25 protein-coding genes, 1 tRNA gene, 1 pseudogene and 1 other annotated feature are annotated in these 22,303 nt (G+C 36.3%); of the genes and pseudogenes, 4 read left to right on the forward strand and 23 right to left on the reverse strand.

Going from position 1 to position 22,303, the window contains the following annotated elements:
• The first annotated feature begins 13 nt into the window (after nt 1-13).
• Nucleotides 14-970: a magnesium transporter CorA family protein gene (locus IGJ34_RS12215; protein WP_069655282.1), complete on the forward strand. Its 957-nt coding sequence runs from the start codon at nt 14-16 to the stop codon at nt 968-970.
• A 70-nt stretch (nt 971-1,040) separates the two neighbouring features.
• On the forward strand, nt 1,041-1,154 hold the full coding sequence (locus IGJ34_RS12220) for a DUF4044 domain-containing protein (protein ID WP_071868151.1): 114 nt from the start codon (nt 1,041-1,043) through the stop codon (nt 1,152-1,154).
• Nucleotides 1,155-1,382: 228 nt separating this feature from the next.
• Here IGJ34_RS12220 and recN read toward each other — a convergent pair whose 3' ends face one another.
• The 10 genes from recN to IGJ34_RS12270 all read right to left on the reverse strand — a co-directional run bounded on the left by recN (nt 1,383) and on the right by IGJ34_RS12270 (nt 10,327).
• The gene (gene recN / locus IGJ34_RS12225; RefSeq protein ID WP_430597562.1) at nt 1,383-3,074 is read right to left on the reverse strand and encodes a DNA repair protein RecN; all 1,692 of its coding nucleotides are present in this window, start codon (nt 3,072-3,074) and stop codon (nt 1,383-1,385) included.
• Nucleotides 3,075-3,091: 17 nt separating this feature from the next.
• Nucleotides 3,092-3,541 (reverse strand): arginine repressor, encoded by a 450-nt coding sequence (locus IGJ34_RS12230; RefSeq protein WP_069655280.1) that lies wholly within the window; start codon nt 3,539-3,541, stop codon nt 3,092-3,094.
• A 277-nt stretch (nt 3,542-3,818) separates the two neighbouring features.
• Nucleotides 3,819-4,634 (reverse strand): TlyA family RNA methyltransferase, encoded by an 816-nt coding sequence (locus IGJ34_RS12235; RefSeq protein ID WP_206835815.1) that lies wholly within the window; start codon nt 4,632-4,634, stop codon nt 3,819-3,821.
• 16 nt (nt 4,635-4,650) lie between these two features.
• Nucleotides 4,651-5,538: a polyprenyl synthetase family protein gene (locus tag IGJ34_RS12240; RefSeq protein ID WP_069655278.1), complete on the reverse strand. Its 888-nt coding sequence runs from the start codon at nt 5,536-5,538 to the stop codon at nt 4,651-4,653.
• Complete coding sequence (locus tag IGJ34_RS12245) at nt 5,538-5,777, reverse strand: exodeoxyribonuclease VII small subunit (protein WP_430597563.1); 240 nt, start codon at nt 5,775-5,777, stop codon at nt 5,538-5,540. Before IGJ34_RS12245 ends, IGJ34_RS12240 begins: the two co-directional genes overlap by 1 nt.
• 4 nt (nt 5,778-5,781) lie before the next feature.
• Nucleotides 5,782-7,125 carry an exodeoxyribonuclease VII large subunit gene (gene xseA / locus IGJ34_RS12250; RefSeq protein ID WP_430597564.1) on the reverse strand — a complete coding sequence of 448 codons (1,344 nt, stop codon included), beginning with the start codon at nt 7,123-7,125 and terminating at the stop codon, nt 5,782-5,784.
• A gap of 9 nt (nt 7,126-7,134) precedes the next feature.
• Nucleotides 7,135-7,980: a bifunctional methylenetetrahydrofolate dehydrogenase/methenyltetrahydrofolate cyclohydrolase gene (locus IGJ34_RS12255; protein ID WP_430597565.1), complete on the reverse strand. Its 846-nt coding sequence runs from the start codon at nt 7,978-7,980 to the stop codon at nt 7,135-7,137.
• Between the two features lie 99 nt (nt 7,981-8,079).
• Nucleotides 8,080-8,529: a transcription antitermination factor NusB gene (gene nusB, locus IGJ34_RS12260; RefSeq protein WP_069655274.1), complete on the reverse strand. Its 450-nt coding sequence runs from the start codon at nt 8,527-8,529 to the stop codon at nt 8,080-8,082.
• Nucleotides 8,522-8,947: an Asp23/Gls24 family envelope stress response protein gene (locus IGJ34_RS12265; RefSeq protein WP_010771224.1), complete on the reverse strand. Its 426-nt coding sequence runs from the start codon at nt 8,945-8,947 to the stop codon at nt 8,522-8,524. The genes nusB and IGJ34_RS12265 overlap by 8 nt, the downstream gene beginning before the upstream one ends.
• Before the next feature lie 315 nt (nt 8,948-9,262).
• Nucleotides 9,263-10,327 (reverse strand): M24 family metallopeptidase, encoded by a 1,065-nt coding sequence (locus IGJ34_RS12270; RefSeq protein WP_430597566.1) that lies wholly within the window; start codon nt 10,325-10,327, stop codon nt 9,263-9,265.
• Nucleotides 10,328-10,498: 171 nt separating this feature from the next.
• Between IGJ34_RS12270 and IGJ34_RS12275 the strand changes: the two genes are divergently transcribed.
• Nucleotides 10,499-11,308, forward strand: coding sequence for a metallophosphoesterase (locus IGJ34_RS12275; protein WP_069655272.1), 810 nt, complete (start codon nt 10,499-10,501; stop codon nt 11,306-11,308).
• A gap of 68 nt (nt 11,309-11,376) precedes the next feature.
• On the opposite strand, the gene IGJ34_RS12280 is transcribed toward IGJ34_RS12275, so the two are convergent.
• The 9 genes from IGJ34_RS12280 to rplU all read right to left on the reverse strand — a co-directional run bounded on the left by IGJ34_RS12280 (nt 11,377) and on the right by rplU (nt 17,063).
• A complete protein-coding gene (locus IGJ34_RS12280; protein ID WP_167351535.1) occupies nt 11,377-11,523 on the reverse strand; it encodes a hypothetical protein in 147 nt (48 codons plus the stop codon).
• Between the two features lie 265 nt (nt 11,524-11,788).
• Nucleotides 11,789-12,193, reverse strand: a complete 405-nt coding sequence (locus IGJ34_RS12285) for a pyridoxamine 5'-phosphate oxidase family protein (protein WP_069655271.1) — start codon at nt 12,191-12,193, stop codon at nt 11,789-11,791.
• Nucleotides 12,194-12,353: 160 nt separating this feature from the next.
• Entirely contained in the window at nt 12,354-12,821 is a 468-nt protein-coding gene (locus IGJ34_RS12290; protein WP_206835804.1) for a DUF2798 domain-containing protein, read from the reverse strand.
• A gap of 178 nt (nt 12,822-12,999) precedes the next feature.
• Nucleotides 13,000-14,775 (reverse strand): hypothetical protein, encoded by a 1,776-nt coding sequence (locus IGJ34_RS12295; protein WP_430597567.1) that lies wholly within the window; start codon nt 14,773-14,775, stop codon nt 13,000-13,002.
• A gap of 124 nt (nt 14,776-14,899) precedes the next feature.
• Nucleotides 14,900-15,118: a hypothetical protein gene (locus IGJ34_RS12300; protein ID WP_430597568.1), complete on the reverse strand. Its 219-nt coding sequence runs from the start codon at nt 15,116-15,118 to the stop codon at nt 14,900-14,902.
• A 299-nt stretch (nt 15,119-15,417) separates the two neighbouring features.
• Nucleotides 15,418-15,768, reverse strand: a complete 351-nt coding sequence (locus IGJ34_RS12305) for a hypothetical protein (RefSeq protein ID WP_430597569.1) — start codon at nt 15,766-15,768, stop codon at nt 15,418-15,420.
• 307 nt (nt 15,769-16,075) lie between these two features.
• Nucleotides 16,076-16,363 carry a 50S ribosomal protein L27 gene (gene rpmA, locus IGJ34_RS12310; RefSeq protein WP_010762831.1) on the reverse strand — a complete coding sequence of 96 codons (288 nt, stop codon included), beginning with the start codon at nt 16,361-16,363 and terminating at the stop codon, nt 16,076-16,078.
• A gap of 12 nt (nt 16,364-16,375) precedes the next feature.
• Nucleotides 16,376-16,720, reverse strand: a complete 345-nt coding sequence (locus IGJ34_RS12315; RefSeq protein WP_025873320.1) for a ribosomal-processing cysteine protease Prp — start codon at nt 16,718-16,720, stop codon at nt 16,376-16,378.
• 34 nt (nt 16,721-16,754) lie between these two features.
• The gene (rplU, locus tag IGJ34_RS12320) at nt 16,755-17,063 is read right to left on the reverse strand and encodes a 50S ribosomal protein L21 (RefSeq protein ID WP_010762829.1); all 309 of its coding nucleotides are present in this window, start codon (nt 17,061-17,063) and stop codon (nt 16,755-16,757) included.
• A gap of 19 nt (nt 17,064-17,082) precedes the next feature.
• Nucleotides 17,083-17,160: a sequence feature (ribosomal protein L21 leader region), on the reverse strand.
• A gap of 171 nt (nt 17,161-17,331) precedes the next feature.
• On the opposite strand from rplU, the gene IGJ34_RS12325 reads away from it, so the two are divergent.
• A tRNA-Arg gene (locus tag IGJ34_RS12325) sits at nt 17,332-17,405 on the forward strand.
• A 62-nt stretch (nt 17,406-17,467) separates the two neighbouring features.
• Here IGJ34_RS12325 and IGJ34_RS12330 read toward each other — a convergent pair.
• The 4 genes and pseudogenes from IGJ34_RS12330 to tnpA all read right to left on the reverse strand — a co-directional run bounded on the left by IGJ34_RS12330 (nt 17,468) and on the right by tnpA (nt 22,256).
• Nucleotides 17,468-19,357 (reverse strand): ABC transporter ATP-binding protein, encoded by a 1,890-nt coding sequence (locus IGJ34_RS12330; protein ID WP_069655268.1) that lies wholly within the window; start codon nt 19,355-19,357, stop codon nt 17,468-17,470.
• Complete coding sequence (locus IGJ34_RS12335) at nt 19,350-21,086, reverse strand: ABC transporter ATP-binding protein (protein ID WP_430597570.1); 1,737 nt, start codon at nt 21,084-21,086, stop codon at nt 19,350-19,352. The genes IGJ34_RS12330 and IGJ34_RS12335 overlap by 8 nt, the downstream gene beginning before the upstream one ends.
• Nucleotides 21,083-21,547, reverse strand: a complete 465-nt coding sequence (locus tag IGJ34_RS12340; RefSeq protein WP_111248604.1) for a MarR family winged helix-turn-helix transcriptional regulator — start codon at nt 21,545-21,547, stop codon at nt 21,083-21,085. Before IGJ34_RS12340 ends, IGJ34_RS12335 begins: the two co-directional genes overlap by 4 nt.
• Nucleotides 21,548-21,782: 235 nt before the next feature.
• Nucleotides 21,783-22,256 (reverse strand): annotated as a pseudogene (gene tnpA / locus IGJ34_RS12345) (IS200/IS605 family transposase).
• Between the last annotated feature and the right edge of the window lie 47 nt (nt 22,257-22,303).

Here is a 22,303-nt window from a genome sequence, read left to right on the forward strand (position 1 = left end):
AAGAGGTGGCATTTTGATTAATTATTTAAAGATAGAAGATGGTCAACTGATTCCTTCTCATTCCGATACAGATGAAACCATTTGGCTTGCTGTTGAAAAACCTACGGAAGAAGAAATCGACCAATTAGTCACAACTTATAAACTCCCTAAAGATTATATCACAGGTGTGCTAGATGATAACGAAAATTCTCGGTTTGAAGGGTTACATCAAAATACTTTAGAAGAGCCTGCTTTGATGTTGCTTCAATATCCCCATGAAACAATCAGTCCTAGTGGGTACACGCAATTAGATACTTTCCCTTTCGCAATTATTTTGACGACTGAAGGAAAAGTAATCACCGTGATCAATAATTCAGCTGATTTTTTAAAACAAACATTTTCTACCCCAGTCCCTAGTAGTGAATTACCTATTCATGAAACCTTGATTCTACACTTATCATGGCAAATATCGACTTGTTATAACCGCTTTTTAAAAGAATTGATCCGACAAACAAACATGCTTGAAGGTGAATTAAAAGTGTCAACCGAAAATAGTCAACTATATCAAATGATGGACATTCAAAAAAGTTTAGTTTATTTTGAATCTGCTATAAATTCCAATTTAGAGGTTTTGAATATGCTCTATAATGCTAGAATATTTACTGATCCTAGAGCTCACTTACCGCGGCTCCATGATATTCTAGTGGAAACAAAGCAAGCTGCAACAACTACTAGTATTCAACTTAAACTTGTAGATAAAGTTAGCGATACATTCTCAGCAATTGTTTCAAACAATCTCAATAACGTAATGAAGATTTTGACTTCTTTAACGATCGTCTTGACAATCCCCACAATTATCGGTGGAATCTTCGGTATGAATGTGAAATTACCCTTCGCCAACCGAGCAGATGCCTTTTTTTGGATTACAGTTGTCACAACAGTAACATGTATTTTTGTCATTCGACGGCTTAAAAAACGAAACCTTTTGTAAAATTTTAGTTGCTGATTTTTGTAAAACGATGTAAACTAAAGAAAGTAAAGAATAAGGATGTGTAGAATCAATGAACGATAAAAAGACTAGTACATTTTCTAAAGTCACTAAAGTCGTTGTTTGGTTGATGCTAATTGCCATTGCTGGCTCAACAATATTGACTGCAATAATGAGTTTACGATAATCAACTAAATAGACATTAACAGAGAAGAAGATAGATGCCTTGCATCGTTTTTCTTCTCTATTTTTTTGAGTAACGTTAAACTTATATAAAAACGAGCATGAGGCAAAACCCAAAAATAGTTTTGCTCCATACTCTAAATCTGATTAAACGCAGATAGCTAGCCTATAAGTTTTCTTGATTTCTTTCGCTTTTAAATTAAAGCCTTCTTACCCAAAAAGCAAACCCCTGTTAGCCTTTGCGTTCTTTACCAGCCATATTCAATAATTCTTTGGCGTGTTCTGTTGTCAACTTAGTGATTTCACTTCCTGAAAGCATGCGAGCAATTTCAGCTACTCGTTCAGATTGCTTCAATTTCCTAACTTTTGTTTCAGTCCGTTCCCCAATGATTTCTTTTTCGATGAAATATTGGTAATCTGCTACGGCAGCCACTTGCGGCAAATGCGTGATACACAATACTTGAGAATTTTCAGATATCTGATAAATTTTATCCGCAATTGCTTGTGCGACACGACCACTGACACCTGTATCGACCTCGTCAAAGACAATACTCGTAATTCCTTGAGATTTAGAAAAAATTGTTTTTAATGCTAACATCACACGGGACAATTCACCACCAGAAGCAACTCTTACTAAAGGTTTTAATGGCTCTCCCGGATTCGTAGTGATATAAAACTCCACTTGATCCAGTCCTTCTTCCGTGAACTGCTCTTCCGATAATTCAGTAAAACGAATATCAAAAACCGTTCGTTCCATATACAATTCTTTTAGTTCCCTCAGGATATTTTTTTCAAGTTTTTTTGCAATTCTTTTTCGAATATCCCGCAATTTCAACCCATTTGAGATTACCTGATTTTTCTTTTCGACCAGAAGTGTTTCCAACTCGCCAGTCCGTCCTTCTAGAAAATCAGCATCTGCCAATTCTTGTGTGATCTCTTGATAATAAGCAAGGATCGATTCAATTGATTCGCCATATTTTCTTTTCATCTGACGAATAAGTTCAAGCCTCGTTTCTACTTCGTTCAATCGGTTTTCATCTAATTCTAAGCTATCGATATGGCGAGACAAATCGCCGCTAGCTTCTTGTAAAAGATAATAACTGTTTTGAACTGCTTCAGAAATAGCTTTATACTCTGGATCCAGCATCTCGATCGAGAGTAATTCATTCATCGCATAGCCGATCTTATCTAAACTGCTATCCCCGTCCCCATTGACTGCTTCATAACTGGCAGCTAAAGCGTCTGCTATTTTTTGGAAATTCCCTAGCTTATTTCGTTCTTCGATCAATTGTTCTTCTTCACCTAAAACAAGTTGTGCTGCAGCTATTTCATCACTTTGAAATTGTAACATATCCATCCGTTGTGCAAATTCTTTTTCGTTCTTTTGTCTGTTTCTGACTTTTTTTTCGATCATGCGGTACTCTGAGTAAATTTCTTGATATTGCTCTTTTATCTTGAATAATTCTTTGCCGCCAAAGTCATCCAACATGCCTAAATGTTTTTCACTTTGCATCAATTCTTGGTGTTCATTCTGACCATGAATATCGACTAAAAATTCACCAATTTTTCGTAGATTTGAAATATTGATGATTCGGCCATTCACACGACAAACATTTTTCCCCGAAGTTGAAATATCTCTTTGGATTACGATTGATTCTTCATCGGTCTCAATCCCCAATTCTTCTAAAAGGGTCACTAATTCTTGATTTTTTGGCATTGTAAATAGGCCTTCAAGCGTACATTTAGTAGCGCCTTGGCGTATATAATCACTTGATCCTCGACCACCTGTCAACAATCCCATCGCATCAATAATGATTGATTTTCCCGCACCTGTTTCCCCAGTCAAAACGGTCATTCCCATTTGAAATTCTAATTGTAAGGAGGATATGATCGCAAAATTCTTTACAGAAAGCTCTTGCAGCATGTTTATTCACCTCGATTTTATAAATATCGGAAAAACTCATTTTTTAAAAATTCAGCATCTTTTTCAGTTCGTGCAATGATCAAGACACTGGCATCATCATTAAGTGTTGCAAAAACAATGTCTTTGTAATGCTTTTCTATTAATTTAGATGCTGCTGCAGCGTTCCCTGGTATAGTACGCAAAATAACTTGCTTTTCCATTTGATCGACTGAAACAAATGCATCTTTCATCAATTTTTCTAGTTTGACCGACGTATCTTCCTTTGTTTCTGCCGGAATACTGTATCGATAGCCGCCATCTACGGAAGGTACTTTGATTAATTTCATTTCTTTAATGTCACGAGAAATGGTTGCTTGTGTCACCTCGATCCCTTTTTCTTCTAGATATGTCACAAAGTCTTCTTGTTTTTGAATATTTTTTTCAGCTAATAAGCGAGTAATCAAACGATGCCGATCTTTTTTTCTCATACTAATATGCTCCCTTTCCTAATGATTCGTCTTTCCAAACATCGCTTTTCAGCACTTAGAAATAAAAGCTAGTGTTATTTTTTTCTACCATTATAACGTACTAAATAGGCACACTTCTTTTTCGATTCATTTCCATTTTATAATAGCGTATTTTTATTCATTTTGAAAGGATAAAAAATAAGGCTGAAAATAAAACACTGAAGGTTTTATCTCAGTCTTATCAATAAGATCTTGTGTTTAACGAGCAACTAATCGTTCTTTCGTCTAATTTTATAACCTAGCCTTTCAACTTTTTATGCGCAGCTTCAACAACTGCCGTAGTTTCTGCCGAAAGATCTTTAGGCTCTGATGTTTCTTTAGAGGTTAAATAGGCTAAAAATTCGATATTTCCTTCTCCACCAGTGATTGGTGAGTAATCTAATCCGCTAACAGAGTATCCATGTTCTTGCGCAAATGAAAGAATATCATTTAAAACAAGTGTGTGTGTTTCTGGTTCACGAACAATCCCTTTTTTCCCTACAAGCTCTTTGCCAGCCTCAAATTGAGGTTTAATCAAAGCGACTACTTTACCACCTGGTTTCAAAATTTTATGCAATGGAGGTAAAATCAACTTCAGCGAAATAAAGGATACGTCGATCGTAGCAATATCAGGAACACCTTCATGAAAATCTTCTGGTGTACTATAACGAAAATTGGTCCGTTCCATCACAACAACTCGTTCATCTTGACGAATTTTCCATGCTAATTGGTTATATCCGACATCCAAGGCGTAACTCAAGCGAGCACCATTTTGCAACGCTACATCCGTGAACCCTCCAGTCGAAGCACCAATGTCCAACATGGTCTTATCTGTCACATCTAATTCAAATACGTCCAACGCTTTTTCTAGTTTCAATCCCCCGCGGGATACATACGGCAGAGTTTGACCTTTTACTTGCAAGGGGGTTTCACTCAAAATCTTCTCCCCCGGTTTATCTAATCGTTCGTTTTTATCATTGTACACGAGCCCAGCCATCACTGCACGTTTGGCCTTTTCTCTTGTTTCAAATAATCCTTGAGTAAACGCTAAAGTATCGACGCGCTCTTTTTTCATAAGTGCCTTCTTTCTATTATAACTGCAATTGTTCTAATAATTCTTGTAATAATTCTGAATGAAACTCCGAGCTTGTTTCTTTTATTGCTTTTAACGTATTACTGCCCTTAGTTAATTGTTCGTTCAAGGCTTCTTTAGCACCTTCTAATCCAAGTAAATTTGGATAAGTACTTTTGTTTAGTGCTTCATCTCGCCCAACTTGCTTGCCTAATTCTTCTTCTGTACTTGTCGCATCCAGCAAGTCGTCTTTGATCTGAAAAGCTAACCCTAAATGTTGAGCAAAAATACCCAGTAAATCAACTATTTCTTCTGGCTGCTCCGCCAAAATCCCACCTGCTAAGAGAGCAAATTCAATCAAAGCTCCCGTTTTCTTTTCATGAACATTAGCTAACTCGGACAATGACAATGAGCGTTTTTCTCCTTGTAGATCACCTGCTTGCCCTGCGACCATTCCTTGAGTTCCAGCAGCCTTACTTAGTATCTGAATCAACAATATTTTTTGATTTGACTCTATTTGACTGAGGGCTACGAGTTGAAAAGCCGCAGTAAGTAAGCCATCGCCGGCTAAAATTGCCTGGGCTTCACCAAACACTTTATGATTTGTTGGTTTTCCACGACGCAAATCGTCATCATCCATCGCTGGCAGGTCGTCGTGAATCAATGAGTACGTATGAATCATTTCCAGAGCTGCTGCAACTTGATAATCATGCGTTTGCGCTTTTTTATTAAACGAACGAATGGTTGCTAACACTAAAAGCGGGCGAAATCTTTTACCTCCAGCATGAATCGAATACAGCATAGCTTCTTTCAACTGGTCATTTGCAGTGTATTCATTGATAAAATTTTCCATTTCCTTTTCAATAAGCGGTAAACTTTGCTTACGAAAATCACTGAAAGCTTCCATCAATTATCCTCACTCTCTTCAAACGAAACTTCTTCATTATTTTCGGTCATGACTTTTGTCAATGTCTTTTCGGCTTTTTGCAACGTATCTTGGCACTGTTTACTCAAAATCATACCTTCTTGAAAAGCGGCTAATGCTTCTTCTAAAGGTACATCTCCACGTTCTAAACGTTGGACGATTCCTTCTAATTCAGTTAATGATTCTTCAAATGTTTTTTCAACTGCTTTTTCTTTGGCCATTTTTTTACTCCTCTTCAGCGGGTGTTATTTTTTCAATCACCGTATCTACTATGCCATCCACATAATGGATTTGAATTTTTTCTTTTGGTTTCAGTTCGTTAACTGATTTGATTACTTGCTGTTCTTTCGTTGTATAACTATAGCCTCGACCCATGATTTTTAATGGACTCAACAAATCCAATTGCTGAACAGCAGAAGTAAATTGTTTTTCCCTATCCTTCATGTATTGCGCCATCCGATCATGAAGTGATTGGTTCAAAAACTTTAGTTGCTGTTGCCCTTCTCTAATTTGCCCAAGAGGCGTTTGCTGTCTAAATTGTCCAATAATCTCTTGTGCTGTCCGTTGTTTCTGATGGTAAACAGTTTCCATTGATTGAATTAACCGTTGTGTGATTCGATCTAATTTGATTGTTTGACCTTCATACAAACGATCTGGTTGTTTGAATACATATGAATTTCTTAACCGTTGATACCGTTCATTTTTTTGTTGTAATTGATAGAGGAAACTTTGCTCTAAACGAGTTTGTCGGTCTTTGATTCTTAGTAATTCTTCATTCAGTACCGGAACGGCTAATTCTGCTGCAGCGGTCGGTGTTGCAGCTCTGACATCCGCTACCATGTCGGCAATCGTTACATCTGTCTCATGACCTACTGATGAAATAACAGGTGTGTTTGCCTGATAAATTGCTCTAGCTACTCGTTCTTCATTAAACGGCCACAAATCCTCGATCGAGCCACCACCACGACCAATGATCATCGTGTCAAAAGTACCTAATTCTTCAATGCGCTGAATATTGCGAACAATATCATCAGCTGCTTGATTGCCTTGAACTAATGTGGGAAATAACACCAGCTGTGCAATCGGATATCTTCGTTTGACTGTCGTAATAATATCTCGGATGACCGCACCACTTGGACTTGTAACGACCGCAATTCGTTTAGGATATCTCGGCAATATTTTTTTGGGTCCTTCAAATAAGCCTTCTTTGCCTAACTTCTCACGCAATTCTGCCAAAGCTTGATATAAAGCACCAACGCCATCTGGTTCCATATGCTCTACATAAATTTGATAAGAGCCGCCACTCTCATATAATGAAATACGACCAACTAGAAGAACCTTCATCCCTTCTTTTGGTTGAAATTTCAACTTTTGAAAGGCCGACTTAAACATGATCGCGGAAATCTTCGCACCATCATCTTTTAAGCTAAAATACTGATGAGCATTGGGGCGAAGACGGAAATTGGATATTTCTCCCGTCAAATAAACCCGTTCCAAGTATGGATCAGCATCAAATTTACGTTTTAAATATTTTGTTAAGGCTGTAACTGTTAAATATTGCTGCTCCATCTTCTCACCTTACTTTTGTTTTTTCGCGGCTTCGACCGTTTGATACATCAACATTGTGATCGTCATAGGTCCAACACCTTTTGGAACTGGCGTGATAAAGCTTGCAACAGGTGACACTTCATCAAATTTTACATCGCCGATCAATTTTCCATTCTCGTCTCGATTCATCCCGACATCGATCACGACTGCACCAGGTTTTACAAATTCTTTTGTCACGAAATGACCACGGCCAATCGCAACAACTAAAATATCTGCTTCTCTAGCTATAGCTGGCAAATCAACGGTTCTTGAGTGTGCAATCGTAACCGTAGCATTTTTCATCATCATAAGTTGCGCCATTGGTTTTCCAACAATATTGCTTCGTCCGATCACAACTGCTCGCTTGCCCTCTAAATCAATATTATAAGCTTCAAACATTTTCATGATGCCGTAGGGTGTACAAGGTATCATCGTGGGCTCCCCAATAAATAAGTGTCCCATGTTCATCGGATGGAACCCATCGACATCTTTTTTAGGATCCACAGCTAATAAGACTTTTTCTTCATCGATATGCTTTGGTAACGGTAACTGAACTAAGATTCCATGGTATTCTGGGTCTTGATTATAATGTTCGATAACAGAAACTAGTTCAGTTTCAGAAATTGTTTCAGGTAAACGTTCAATTTTTGAATGGATTCCGATTTTAGCTGCTGCAATGTCTTTATTTTTCACATAGGTCTGACTGGCTGAATTTTCACCAACTAACAATACAACTAACCCTGGACGAATGTCTTTTTTTTCAAGTTCTTGCACTTCTTCTTTGATTTGCGCTTGCATCTTATCTGCTAATTCGCGGCCATTGATTAACTCTCCCATATGCACACTCCTCGTTTTGTCGATATTCTTTTATTTTAGCATAATTCGGCTAGTCTTAACACTCTATGATTTCTAAATGAAAAAAGATTCAAAGCATCTCTACTTTGAATCAATTTCTTTCATTACATTCGCTAAAACACCGTTAACGAATTTTCTAGAACGATCATCGCTATATTTTTTAGCAAGCTCAATTGCCTCATCTAAAGCAACCGTGTTGGGAACATCTCCAACATACAGCATTTCAAAAATCGCCATACGCAAAATGATTAAATCCATCTTAGCAATACGAGTGATCGACCAGTTATTCCCTAAATGTTTTTTGATAATCTCATCAAGTTCTGCTTTTCGATCACAAACGCCGCCTACCAATAAATCTAAATAAGTTGGGACAAATTCTTCCCCATCTTCACTAATGATTTCTTGATTGTCTAACTCTAATGCATATGAAATCGCATCTTGCTTTGTTAAGTCAACATTAAAATCTAAAGGAAACAACGCTTGGAGCGCTTTTTCACGAATCTCATGACGAGTGAAACTTGGCTTACTCATTTTCTCCCTCATCTTCCGGGAATAATTCATCGAAATCTGGTTCAGGTAGTTTTTCTGGAACTACTGCTACAACATGGATATTGACTTCCACTAAATCGATATCTGTCATGAACAACACTTGCTGTTTGACACGATCTTGCATTTCTAATGCTACTTTAGGTACAGAAATACCATAATTCAAGTAACAGTAAATATCCACCTTCAGCCCTTCTTCTTCCGCTCTTAAATAAACACCTTTACCGTGAGCAGCACGGCCAAGAAATTCCGTTACATTATTAGCAAATGTTCCACGCATGCCATAAACGCCATCCACTTTAGATGCAGCAATACCAATAATGACTTCAATTACTTCTGGTGCGATAACAATTTCACCTAAAGAATCTTTTGTATTGATCACTAGATTTTTTTCTTCAGTCATTTTAATCCTCCTTATAATAAAAGCGCAACAGGCTCACGAATGTCTCTTTGGTTGTAACATTTCAAGAGACAGCCTGCGAAGCTAGATGATAGAACGGTCATAACGTATAGCCCTGACAAGAAAATAAGAGAATAACGTTTTTTCGTTTATATTCAATTACCTATCTATGTTTCTATTCCCTCATAGTTTATCATTAATCCGCTCATTTCGCTACCAAAAAAACTATGAGAAAATGAGTTGAAAAGGGTTTATTTAAATAAAATAGCATCTATTAGACTATCTATTAGTTCTTTCCTCATCGATGGTCTACTTATTTTATAAAATGATCAATTCTTTAGGTGAATGTGTTAAAACACGATTCCCCTCATTAGTAATCAATAGGTCATCTTCGATCCGAACACCGCCAAGACCAGGAATATAAATTCCCGGCTCATCTGTGATCACATTTCCAGCAACAAATTGTTTGTCTGCTCTAAAGGAAACATTTGGACCTTCATGTATTTCCAAGCCGATACCATGCCCAGTGCTATGCCCAAACGCCTCACCGTAGCCGTAAGATGCAATGTGATCTCGAGCAATCGCATCTAGTTGAATGCCAGTCAGTCCTGGTTTTGCTTCATCTAAGACTTTTAACTGTGCTTCTAAAACGATTTGGTAAATATCTTTCAATTGACTATCTGGCTCACCAATTGCAAAAGTTCTCGTCATATCCGAAACGTAGCCTTGATAGTAACAACCAAAATCTAATGTGATTAGATCCCCTTTTTCGATAATTTTTTCGCTGGCAACACCATGTGGCATCGCGGAACGCAAACCACTGGCTACGATTGTTTCAAAAGAGACACCAGAAGCACCTAAAGAACGCATATAAAAATCTAATTGATTGGCGATTTCAATTTCCGTCATACCAGGTTTGATCACAGTTAAAATATGTTTAAATCCAAGGTCGGCAATACTGCAAGCTTTTTCGATGATCGCAATTTCTTCTTCATCTTTAACTTCACGCAATTCTTCAATTAACCCCGCTACCGGAATTAGATCACATGGCTTTATTTCTTCTAACAAACTATATTCTGCAAAACTAACAAAAGTTTCTTCAAAAGCTAAATTAGTCAACTCTTCTCTTTCTGCGATAGCTACCACTTCATCATAGATTGGACCAGCATTTTGAATGATCTCAAAACCTTGTGCTTGCTCCGCTGCTTGTTCTGTATAACGAAAATCCGTTACAAAAAAAGCCTTATCTAACGTAATCAGCGCAAGTCCAGTTGTTCCTGTAAAATTGGTTAGATAACGTAAATTGTACGGACTTGTAATTAAAAAACCTGAAAGATCATTTTGTTTCATTAACGCTCTTAATTTATTTACTCTTACCATCATTGTTTCATCCTTCTTTCTAATAAGTTCTTCTCTATTATAGCAAATAATGATTTTGAAAAACACCGAAGACCTACAACCTCTAAATTATTCTAAAGTTTCTATGCTACAAGTCTCATTTTACCATTTTTTAATTTCTTTTCGTTATAGTAAATAGTGAAAGTGAGGTTACTCATGAAAAAAAGATACGTTTTCTATTGCGTTATATTCGTTTTTATCGGCATAGCTCTTTACGCCTTCTTTATAGAACCAAAAAGAATTGTCACTCATCACTACACACTAGGGAATAATGATGGCCAAAAACCAGTCAAAGTAGTGCAACTTTCAGATATTCATATTCAAGAAAAATATCCAGTTGCACAACTAGAAAAAATCGTCACGAAAGTCAATAACGAACAACCAGATATTATTTTATTTACAGGCGATTTATTTGATCATTATGCAAAATATGGACCAATTGATGAAGTGATTGCCGCACTGAGTCGTTTGTCTGCCCCTTTAGGAAAATATGCAGTTTGGGGAAATCATGATTATGGTGGCGGCGCTACTCGTGTTTATCCTGACATTTTAGCAGCAGCAGACTTCCAACTACTGGAAAACTCCGGTGCTAATGTTTCACTTCCTGATGGAAAATCAGTCTACATTGGTGGTTTAGATGACTCTTTGTTGGGAAATTCATCGATTGATGAGACCTTAGCCGCTCGTCAGAGTGACTATACTATTTTATTAAGCCACGAACCCGATAAGGCAGATGAACTAATTGATCACGATATTCAGCTGATTGTATCAGGTCATAGTCATGGCGGGCAAGTAAAGTTGCCCTTTGTTACAATCAAAAATGTATTGGCAGAAAAATACTTTGAAGGTTTTTATACGTTAGCGAACGACACCACTTTATACGTTAATACCGGTTTAGGTACCACAAAAATTCCTGCTCGCTTTAGAGTTCCACCAGAAATTGCTGTTTTTGATCTTTACATTTAATATATTTTTACAAACGAGCAGCCCAAACTAATTATCGTTTAGGCTGCTCGTTTCCTGTATATATAACTTTATCCTAGTACTTTAACACGTCCGCCAATTTTGTCAGCGAATTTTTCTGCGTAATTTTTTGTTTGAAAGATTCGAACATGGTTTTTATCTCTTGTACGGTGTCCGTCTTTACCAATATACCCATGTAATACTTTTACAGCGTACATCGTCATTCCCCCTTTCTTTCATATGGTTAATAGCTTTAAAATCCATTACCATTATTTGTTGATAATTCATTATAACCCCAAAAACTTAACTCAAACATAAAAATCTTCGAATAAATGATGAACACTTCTTAAGAAAAAATGAAGATCGATCACGTTTTATTAAGAACGCTAAATTATACTACAAAAAATAAAAAGAGCAGAGATCGTTCATCATCTCAACTCTTCATACTCCTATTTTAAAAAAAATATCAGCTTTCTATCTATTCTAAACAATGATATCTTTTGTTTTTTTATCCATATGTATCCTAGCGGTCCACGTTTCAAAAGTAACCAATACAGGGTCCGAGTGATTTAATTCTTTTTGGTAGCTTGACAATTTAGGCTCAATCGATTGAACAGACTCAATGTGTTCGATTGTCAACTTCCCTTTTAAAAGCAAGCTTTCATGTTGAATTTCCTCATAACAACAAACAGATCCATTCGGATTACTTTCAATATTCTTAACCGTTTCTCCATTTCCATCCAAATAAAATTGTAACTTTAACAACCCTTCTCTCCACAACGGTTTAGAAACAGCAATAACGGTTGGAAAATCTCGTTTATCAATGGTTGAAATTAAAAATACGGTACTTGAATTTAATAACCTGACAATTCGCTCATGTATCTCCATTGTTGAAGGCCCCCTATTTATCAAGTTTCTATTAATTATAACAACTTTTTATCGATTTTGGAAAGCTCGACCCTCTTTTTAGCCCACTCCTTTTACTTCACCAAAAAAACGAATAAAGTAAACTCCTGTTAATCGGCTTACTTTACTCGTTTTGATTCGTTTAATTATTTGTTTCTTTTAGCCAGCTACTTTGACGACTCATGCTCAAAATCCTTCTACAAATCGGTCCTACAATCAATAATTGCAACGGCAATGCCATAATCAGGTTTTTAAAAAACGCGCCGATATAATAGCTCAAAAAATTCTCTGTAAAGCCAAATTGCATAATAACTCCATACATCGACATAAAAAAGACCATTCCTAAAACCATACAGCTTGAAACAGCAATGATCATCTGGATTTTTTTCTCTTTATTGATAGGCAGAGCAAATGCAATTTTCTTAGCTGGTAATGAGACAATCAAGACGTCAAATATAAACGCTACAATAAATCCTGGCACTAATCCACCCAATAAATTGCTTAATGAAAATTGTCCGTGTAATAAAAGATTGTAAGCACTCATTGAAAGCACCATCGAAAAACAGACAATTGTTGTGAAGAATATTCCTTCTTTTTTGTTTTGTGGCATACATACACTCCTCTTTTTTAATAACAGAGTTTATGCTACCATAAAAAAAATTTTCTCGTAAGTTAAAATTACAAAAATAATTTGAAATGTTGCTTTTTTCTAAAAAAGTATGTCTATGCGGCATATTTTAAAAATTATTCCTCTTATTATATCAAGCTCATAATATCATTTTTTTATACTATACATTTTTATTAGATTTATTAATCCAAAGATACCTTATCCCATAAATTAGTAACGCAACCATAGAAACTATTTTAACAACTATTGATAACTTAAAGAATAAACTCGGTTGATACCCCACTACAAGTCTATTTTGACCAATCGGTGCATCTATAATCAAACTACCTATCTTTGAAAGTTTATATTCAGATTTTAATAATTTTTTCCCATTCAATTCTACCGTACTATGATTATAAATTATTATCGGAAGTAAAGAACTATTCTTATCTTGTTTATTTTCCCAATTTAATTCAATCTGATTATCAGACGTAATCTTTTTAATTACGTTGTTTTCATTATGGATGATTTCCGCTGAGTATGTTCCATAAGTATCAAATTTCTCCTTACTGTGGTTAGGTAAATAATCCGAAGTTGGTTTCACGACAATAGAAAATCCTTTCCCAAGCTCGTTACGCCCTCCAAAAGCTTGCCTAATCTTTTCTGGATCAGTTTCAAATATCTCAGATGCTCCCTTATCTTTTATCGGTTGATTCGATTTCCAAGCATCCGAACTGGAAGCCATCTGCAGATTGATATTATTACAGCTAAGAATTGCCATAGTAGCAAAGAAAATTAAAATTGGTTGTCTAATAATTTGACTTTTATCAGAATTGACGTCAAATAATCGTTGTATTCTGATAGCCCAACCTAATAATAATAAGATGCATGCAACACAAGCAAATCTTTGGGGAAATTGCATACCTTGAATAAAAGTAAATCTTGCTGCGATAGCATTCCAAGGAAGTAATTTTGATGAAACAAGTAAAAAGAAAAGCCCCACAGAGTTAATCATCTTTTCCATATTTGAGAGATATCTCCAAGACACAAACGTAGTTACTGATTGAAAAATAAATAGAAATGAAAAAATCAAGCCAAATGTTGCCCATCCTGGTGCACCAATTGAAAAAGAGGTACTATTCGACATCATATCTTGTACAGGATAAGGTCCAATTAAAGTATCGCCAGACAAATCTATTATACTCCCAAATGTATTAGCTGAAAGAGCTACAGCTATTAATATTGCCCAAATAGTATCCTTTATCATAATGGATTTTTTATTACAATTTATGAAGGCATAGATGTAGAAAGGAAGCAATCCTAAGACGGCCAGCACTGTTGAAAACATGTGAACAGATATTAGCAAAGCAATCGGAACACCCAGTAATAGTGGTTTAATTGGTCTCTCTTCATTTTGTAACATGCGAATTGCCGGAAGAAATGCTAGCGGTAAAAAGGCTGCTCCCCAACCAGAATAATTTGTGACTAATGCATAATACGCAATAGTTGAAGTGGACATATAAAAAGCAGATGCCACTATGGAATATGAATTTTTGACCATTGCATATTTACACAATATATACATTGAAAAGCCACTGACAAAAAAACATAAGAAAGACGAAACGATTTGAAATTTAAACCAAGTTCCTAATAAAGTTAATATAACAGCTTGAAATATAGCAAAATCCATTCCATACATCGCATTTACTATTCTTCCTGACTGAGCAAAGCCATATAATGACTGAAAATAATTAAAATTTCCTGTAGTCATTTGCTGATTTAAATCATAGAAACGATTCATATGAAATAAAAAATCATTTGAAATAATTAAAGCATGTTTATATAGTTGAGGTGAAACCATAAAAAAAGACAGCATAGCTATAATAAAAAAAGCTTGAAAAATCTGTTTTTTTTGAAAAATCATTCGTTCAGTCATAGTTCTTGAAAGCTTCGACATTTTATCTCCTCCATTTAATATTTGCATCAAATAATTACATAATAACATAAAATACATATTAAACATAATAGACTAGCTAGCAATATAGCAAGCATTTCTACGCTACAGCTTTAAGTATAGTTATTTACTCTTTAGTTCCCTTGCTGTTCACCCCATAAACAAAGTAAGAGATAAACAAAACTGGAATTATCATTAACGGTGTTTTTAAAAATAAATATTGATCACGTACCCCATTAATCACATCTTGATCAACTAATATCCAGTTTAAATAGCTTATAGTCTGTAAGATGAACACCATAATTAAGCCTATAACAAGACTTACTAGATACTTTGTTTTAATCACTTATTGTACTCCTTAGATAGATTTGAATGAATAATCCCAATGACTAAACGATTTCACCATAGCCGTTTGAGTAGTGTTTGTTTTAGTACCTGCTAGATATTTTCTTTGTTTAATCTTGGTTAGCTTATAGACTGGTCTAAAAATAATTTGCTCTCTTTTCCCAGCTGGTATCAATCTAGAGTATGATACACCATATGTCTTTGATTGCCCTATCGTTATTCCTAACGATGCGCCTATTTTCCCTTTGCCGATAGGATAGTCTCCCGATATACTCGATGAAACTGACCTGCTACTTGTATTTAAATTATTAGCAGATAGCGTCGCTTTCCCTTTTCCAGACGGACCTTTTCTCCACGGACCATACGATGTTCCAGACGTTTTTTCGATTCTATCTTCCAAGTTATGAGGAAAGCTGCTCTAGCTTGAGGAGACGAAACATCTGTTTCATATTCTTTGAAGTCGTCATCTAAATTTATTTCCGGAACATCTAAATAGCCTGCTCCTTCATCGGATAAGATTGATGCATCAGAATCCGGACGTATCTCTTGTATTACTTCTTTTTCGTTGGCGAGCGCTACATTTGCAATTGGAATTACCGCTGATCCTATCAAAAAACTACAACTCAGAACATGAATCAAAACCTTTTTCATACATAACACTCCGTTTTCTTTTAAGTGGAATAATAATACTTTATAGAATATATTTTTGTCAATAAGTTTTTTATAATAAGTAGAAGTTTAAGAAGTTGTTACGCAAGGTAAAACGAAAACGTTTTGTTATAGGGTGTTTGGTCAATATCATTATACATGTGAATAGAAGCGAATTTAGGTATTAAAAACCGACAGGTCGGAGTCGGTTAAACAATTATTCTATTCAGTATCCAAGAGTCTTTTGACCCTAAACAAAAAAGCCCTATCCCTTTACTTGATAAAAGGATAGAGCCGTTTAGTTCAACTATTATTGAGCTACTGGGTAAACAGACACTTGTTTTTTGTCGCGGCCTTTACGTTCGAAACGTACTACGCCGTCAACTTTAGCAAATAAAGTGTCGTCTCCGCCGATACCTACGTTTGCTCCTGGGTAAATTTTAGTTCCGCGTTGACGGTATAAAATTGATCCACCAGTAACAGTTTGTCCATCAGCACTTTTAGCGCCTAGGCGTTTAGATTCTGAATCACGTCCGTTGGAAGTAGAACCTCCACCTTTTTTGTGGGCGAATAATTGTAAATTCATATTTAATAACATAGTCTGCACCTCCTATTTTTCGTTTATGGTTTTGACTTGAATAAATTCAAGACTTTCTTGCTCAATTGCTTGTAAACCTAGTAAAAGATTTTCCAAGAGAATCTGGGCAATGTTTGTTTGTTCCTGATTTGCATTTGAAATCATCTCGACATAAAGGTAACCACCTTCATCTTCGTTGGTTTCAACAATCGGTTCAAACCCAGCTAAAGCATCGATACCATTGACCGTACTAATCGTTAAAGCAGACACAGCTGCACAAACGATATCACTGCCATATGGACCAGACTCAGCATGCCCTGAGACTTCAAAAGAAACGATTTGGCCAGCGCCATTTCGTTTAAAAGAACTTTTAATCATTGATAGGCCTTCTTTCCTATGCAACTTAAAAGAATTATGCGTTGATTGCGTTGATTACAACTTTTGTATATGGTTGACGGTGACCTTGTTTACGGTGAGTGTGTTTTTTAGGTTTGTATTTGAAAGTCACGACTTTCTTTTGTTTGCCGTGTTTTTCTACAGTTCCTTCGACAGTTGCACCTGCTACGGTTGGAGCTCCTACTTTCGTAGATTCGCCACCCACTAAGATAACTTCGTCAAAAACAACTTTTTCGCCAGCTTCTACGTCTAATTTTTCAACGTAAATCGCTTGACCTACCTCAACTTTTACTTGTTTACCACCAGTTTTGATAATTGCGTACATGCTATACAGCACCTCCTTCTTCTAGACTTAGACTCGCCATCCCAAGTGATGACTAGTGTCATGCTTAAAAACTTGTTCTGTGCGGTTGTAGCTGTGGAGTCCACAATTACAACATTAACATTGTATCAAAATAAGAATACTGAGTCAATGAAAACTTCACTTTTCTCTCCTACAAACTCTTTTTCAATTTTTTTCGTTGTTATTTCTAATTTATGATTGACTTTGTTATGTATCTTCATTATAATAAATTTTGTTGCGTTAACATTTTGCGCCAATAGCTCAGCTGGATAGAGCACTCGCCTTCTAAGCGAGCGGTCGGGAGTTCGAATCTCTCTTGGCGTATTATTTTAAACGTTCATATCAAAAAACACCAATCACTAAGTGATTGGTGTTTTTTATTGTTCTCATGAAAGTTCCACTTTCCCTGTATATAACTGATGGTAGATTCCTTTTTCTTCAAGTAAATCTTCATGACTGCCTCGTTCAATAATTCGACCATGATCCATGACCATGATTGCATCTGAATTTTGAATCGTTGATAATCGATGTGCGATGACAAATACTGTTCTGCCTTTCATGAGGCGATCCATACCAGCTTGTACATGCTTTTCTGTTCTAGTATCTATACTAGATGTTGCTTCGTCCAAAATCATTACAGGAGGATCCGCAATCGCTGCTCGAGCGATCGATAACAATTGGCGTTGTCCTTGCGATAATCCTTCGCCGTCACCAGTGATCACTGTATCATATTTATCGGGTAAATTATTGATAAAATCCTCTGCATTTGCTAACTGTGCGGCCTTGAGTACATCTTCATCAGAAGCATTCAATTTCCCATATCGAATATTCTCACGAATCGTCCCTGTAAATAAATGAGTATCTTGCAAAACAATCCCTAATGATCTTCTTAGGGAACTTTTTTTGATTTTTTTTACGTTGATTCCATCATAACGAATTTTTCCCTCTTGAATATCATAGAAACGATTGATCAAATTTGTGATGGTCGTTTTACCTGCACCTGTTGCCCCAACGAAGGCCACTTTTTGACCTGGTTCCGCATAAAGATTGATATCTTTTAATACGCGATTTTTATCTGTATACCCAAAGGATACATCTTCAAAACGAACATCTCCAGTCAATTCAGTATACGTAACAGTTCCATCCGCATGTGGGTGTTTCCAGGCCCAAATTCCTGTTCTAGCTTCACTTTCGACAAGAGCACCTGACGCACGATTTACATTAACTAACGTTACATAGCCATCATCTATTTCTGATTTTTCATCAATCAACATAAAAATACGGTCAGCGCCCGCTAAAGCCATAATCACAAAATTGATTTGTTGTGACACTTGACTGATTGGCATGTTCAACGAACGGCTCAATTGTAGAAACGAAGCAATCATCCCAATCGTCAAACCAGAAACACCATACACTGAAAAGATTCCTCCAATGACTGCCAAGAGTACATATTGAATATTTAACAAATTCATCATGATCGGCATTAAGCTATTTGCGTATTTATTCGCTTGAGTAGCACTTTGTCGTAATTCTTCATTGATTTTTTTAAATTGTTTGATCGTTTGCGGCTCATGGTTAAAAATTTTCACCACTTTTTGGCCATGCATGATTTCTTCAATATAACCGTTTACGCTTCCTAAATCACGTTGCTGCTTACCAAAATGGCGACTACTGCGTCCTGCAATCATCCGAATCGTCACAATCATTATCGAAACAGAAACTAACACAACTAAGGTCAATGGAACACTGATCGTAAACATCGCGATAAATACACTAATAAAACTGACCACAGCAGCAACCAGATTAGGGATACTTTGAGAGATCATCTGACGTAATGTATCCGTATCATTCGTAAAATGGCTCATAATATCCCCATCAGAATTTGAATCAAAATAGCGAATCGGCAATGTTTCAAGATGAGTAAACATTTCATCTCGAATTGTTTTTTGCGTTCCTTCACTGATACGTACCATGATCAAGTTAAACCCTAAGTTTGAAATGATTCCAACGCCATAAATCAGTGCCATCGTTGTAATTGCCTTTAATAACCCAGAAAAATCAGGGTCACTTTGACCAAGTAACGGTGTAATGTAATCATCGATCACCACTTGTAAAAATAACGAGCCCCGAACATTCGCAAAGGTGCTTAATAAAATGAGAATAAGAACAAATAGAAGCTGGAACTTGTAGTTTTTAAACATATATGAGAATAGTCGTTTCAACGTTTTCAAAGGATCTTGACTTTTGCGAATCCCTTTTGCTTGTTCATCACGCATCTTCTTCACCAAATCCTTTCTGTTGAGACTCATAAACTTCTTGATAAATCTGATTAGTCGCTAATAATTCGTCATGGGTTCCAATAGCATTGATTGCCCCTTTATCCATCACGATGATACGATCAGAATCTTGAACAGAGGAAACCCGTTGTCCGATAATGAATGTTGTAGTCCCTGGAATTTCTTGTCGCATTCCTTCACGGATCAAACGATCTGTTTTTGTATCCACAGCACTAGTCGAATCATCTAAAATCAAAATTTTAGGTTTTTTCAATAATGCACGTGCAATACACAACCGTTGTTTTTGCCCACCTGAAACATTATTTCCGCCTTGAGAAAGCATCGTATCATACTTATCAGGGAATTCTTCAATAAAACCATCTGCCTGAGCAATCTTGCACACTCGGATCAAATCTTCATCCGTCGCCTCTTCATTTCCCCAACGAAGGTTTTCTTTAATTGTTCCAGTAAATAATACATTGTTTTGTAGAACTACGCTGACTTGGTCACGCAATGATTTCAAATCATAGTGCCGAACATCATGTCCACCAACTTCTACTGACCCCTGTGTTACATCATACAATCTCGGGATCAATTGAACCAATGTTGATTTTGAACTACCAGTCCCACCAACAATCCCAATCACTTCACCTGACTTGATTTCCATATTCGCATGCATCAGCGCCAATTTTTCAAGATTATTCGCATAACTGAAACATACATCGTTAAAACGAACAGAACCATTTGGAATGTCATAGAGTGGATCTGGATTATTTTTTAAATCACTTTCCTCTGATAAAACTTCAGTAATCCGTTCAGCAGATGTCCGTGCAATCAGTACGATGACAAAAACCATTGACAGCATATTTAAACTCATTAAAATCTGCATTGTATATGTAAACATACTGACCAGTTCCCCAGTAGTCAACGTACTCCCTACTACAAATTTTGCCCCTAACCATGAAATCAACAACATACACGTATAGACAGCAAACTGTAAAATCGGATTATTGAAGGCAACAATGCTTTGTGCTTTCGAGAATGTTTTGTAGATATCTTTAGAAACCGTTTTGAATTTCTCGTCTTCATGTTCTTCTCTTACATAAGATTTAACGACACGAATCCCTTGTAAATTTTCTTGAACGACGTTATTTAATTTGTCATAAATACGAAAAACTTTATTAAAATTAGGGTGAGCAAAATAAATAACTGCTGCTAAACCAATCATCAAAAATGGCACGACGCCTAAATAAATCAAGGACAGATCCTTGTTGATACTATAAGCCATGGCTAATGAAAAAATCATGATCAGTGGACTTCGAACTAACAGCCGAATAATCATTTGGTACGCATTTTGAATATTGGTCACGTCTGTTGTCATCCGTGTGATCAAACTGGATGTAGAAAAACGATCAATGTTTGAGAATGAAAATCCTTGAATACGAACAAATAATTGATCGCGTAAATTTTTCGCAAATCCAGCTGAAGCAACTGCAGCATAACGACCTGACATCGCTCCAAAAAATAACGCAATAATTGCACAAATAAATAAAATAGCCCCATACATTAAAATAGCGTTTGTATTTCCCTTTTCGATGCCATTATCGATCATCATTGCCATAACCAAGGGGATGATAATATCTAAAATTACTTCTCCAGTTACATAAATTGGCGTGATGATACTTTCTTTTTTATAGACACCTATGTTGGCGATTAGTTTTTTTATCATGTAACTAGTTCACCTTCCTTATTTATTTTTTTGCTGTTCTCAGATAATTTTTCCAATAATTTGAAAAAGATTGCTAGTTCTTCTTCTGGAATTCCTCGCACAAGTAACTCATCGAATTTATGTAGCTTTACGATGTTTTCTTTGACTTTCTGTTCGCCTAATTCAGTTAACATTATCGTTTTGTAACGATTATCTTTTTCCAAACATCGTCTTTCGATAAACAAGCGTTTCTCCATTGTTTGCAAAACGCCCGTCGCAGTGGAACGTCGAATGTCAAATTCTTGTTCGATGTCTTTTTGATAGACTGGTACTTGTTGGCTATTACGGCGGTGAATGAAGTTTAGAATGCGCATTTGGATACTTGAAGAGGCTTCGCCGTCTTCTTCTTTTAAAATTTCTGCTGACTTTCGATTGATTTCATTCGCTAAAATTCTGATTTTTAGACCGATTTTTCTGTCCATTATTTACCTCCTCTTTCAATAGTTCGGCTCCTAACTATATTACGATAAGAATTGTAATAAGGTCAAGAAAATAATCTCAAAAACAATGACCTAATGCAATCAAAACCTCCAGTTCTCACTGGAGGTTTGCTCTTCGGCTGAAAGCCTCTTTTACCGGACACGGCCTGAAAGGCCTTCTGAGCGGATCTCCCTTGCGCACCACTTCTTCTCGCTGATTCTTAAAGAATTTCATTTTTTATTTTTTGCTATTTTTATTACCTGTGAACGGATCATACTCCTCAAACAATGTCAGCTGATCTGCTATATAATCTTCCTAAACTTGATTGCGAATATATTCTTCTATTTGTTTTTTGTTTCGGCCAATGATATCGACATAATAGCCACGACACCAAAACTTACGGTTGCCATATCGATACTTTAAATTCGCATGTCTATCGAAGATCATTAAACTACTTTTTCCTTTTAGGTAACCGATAAAACCCGAGACACTTAATTTCGGTGGAATACTGACCAACAAATGAATGTGATCTCGACATGCATTTGCCTCGATGATGTCGACGCCTTTTCTTTCACATAAAAGTCGAATGATTTCTCCGACACTTTTCTTGTACTTGCCATAAATGATTTGGCGACGGTATTTTGCCGCAAAGACGATGTGATACTTACATTTCCATACGGTGTGTGATAAACTTTGATTGTCCTTTTTCATAAAGGAACCTCCTTTAATGTTGATGATTCGGTCGGGAAACCTATATC

The organism is Enterococcus sp. AZ177 (assembly GCF_050544585.1).
In the GTDB taxonomy this organism is placed as follows: domain Bacteria; phylum Bacillota; class Bacilli; order Lactobacillales; family Enterococcaceae; genus Enterococcus_L; species Enterococcus_L plantarum.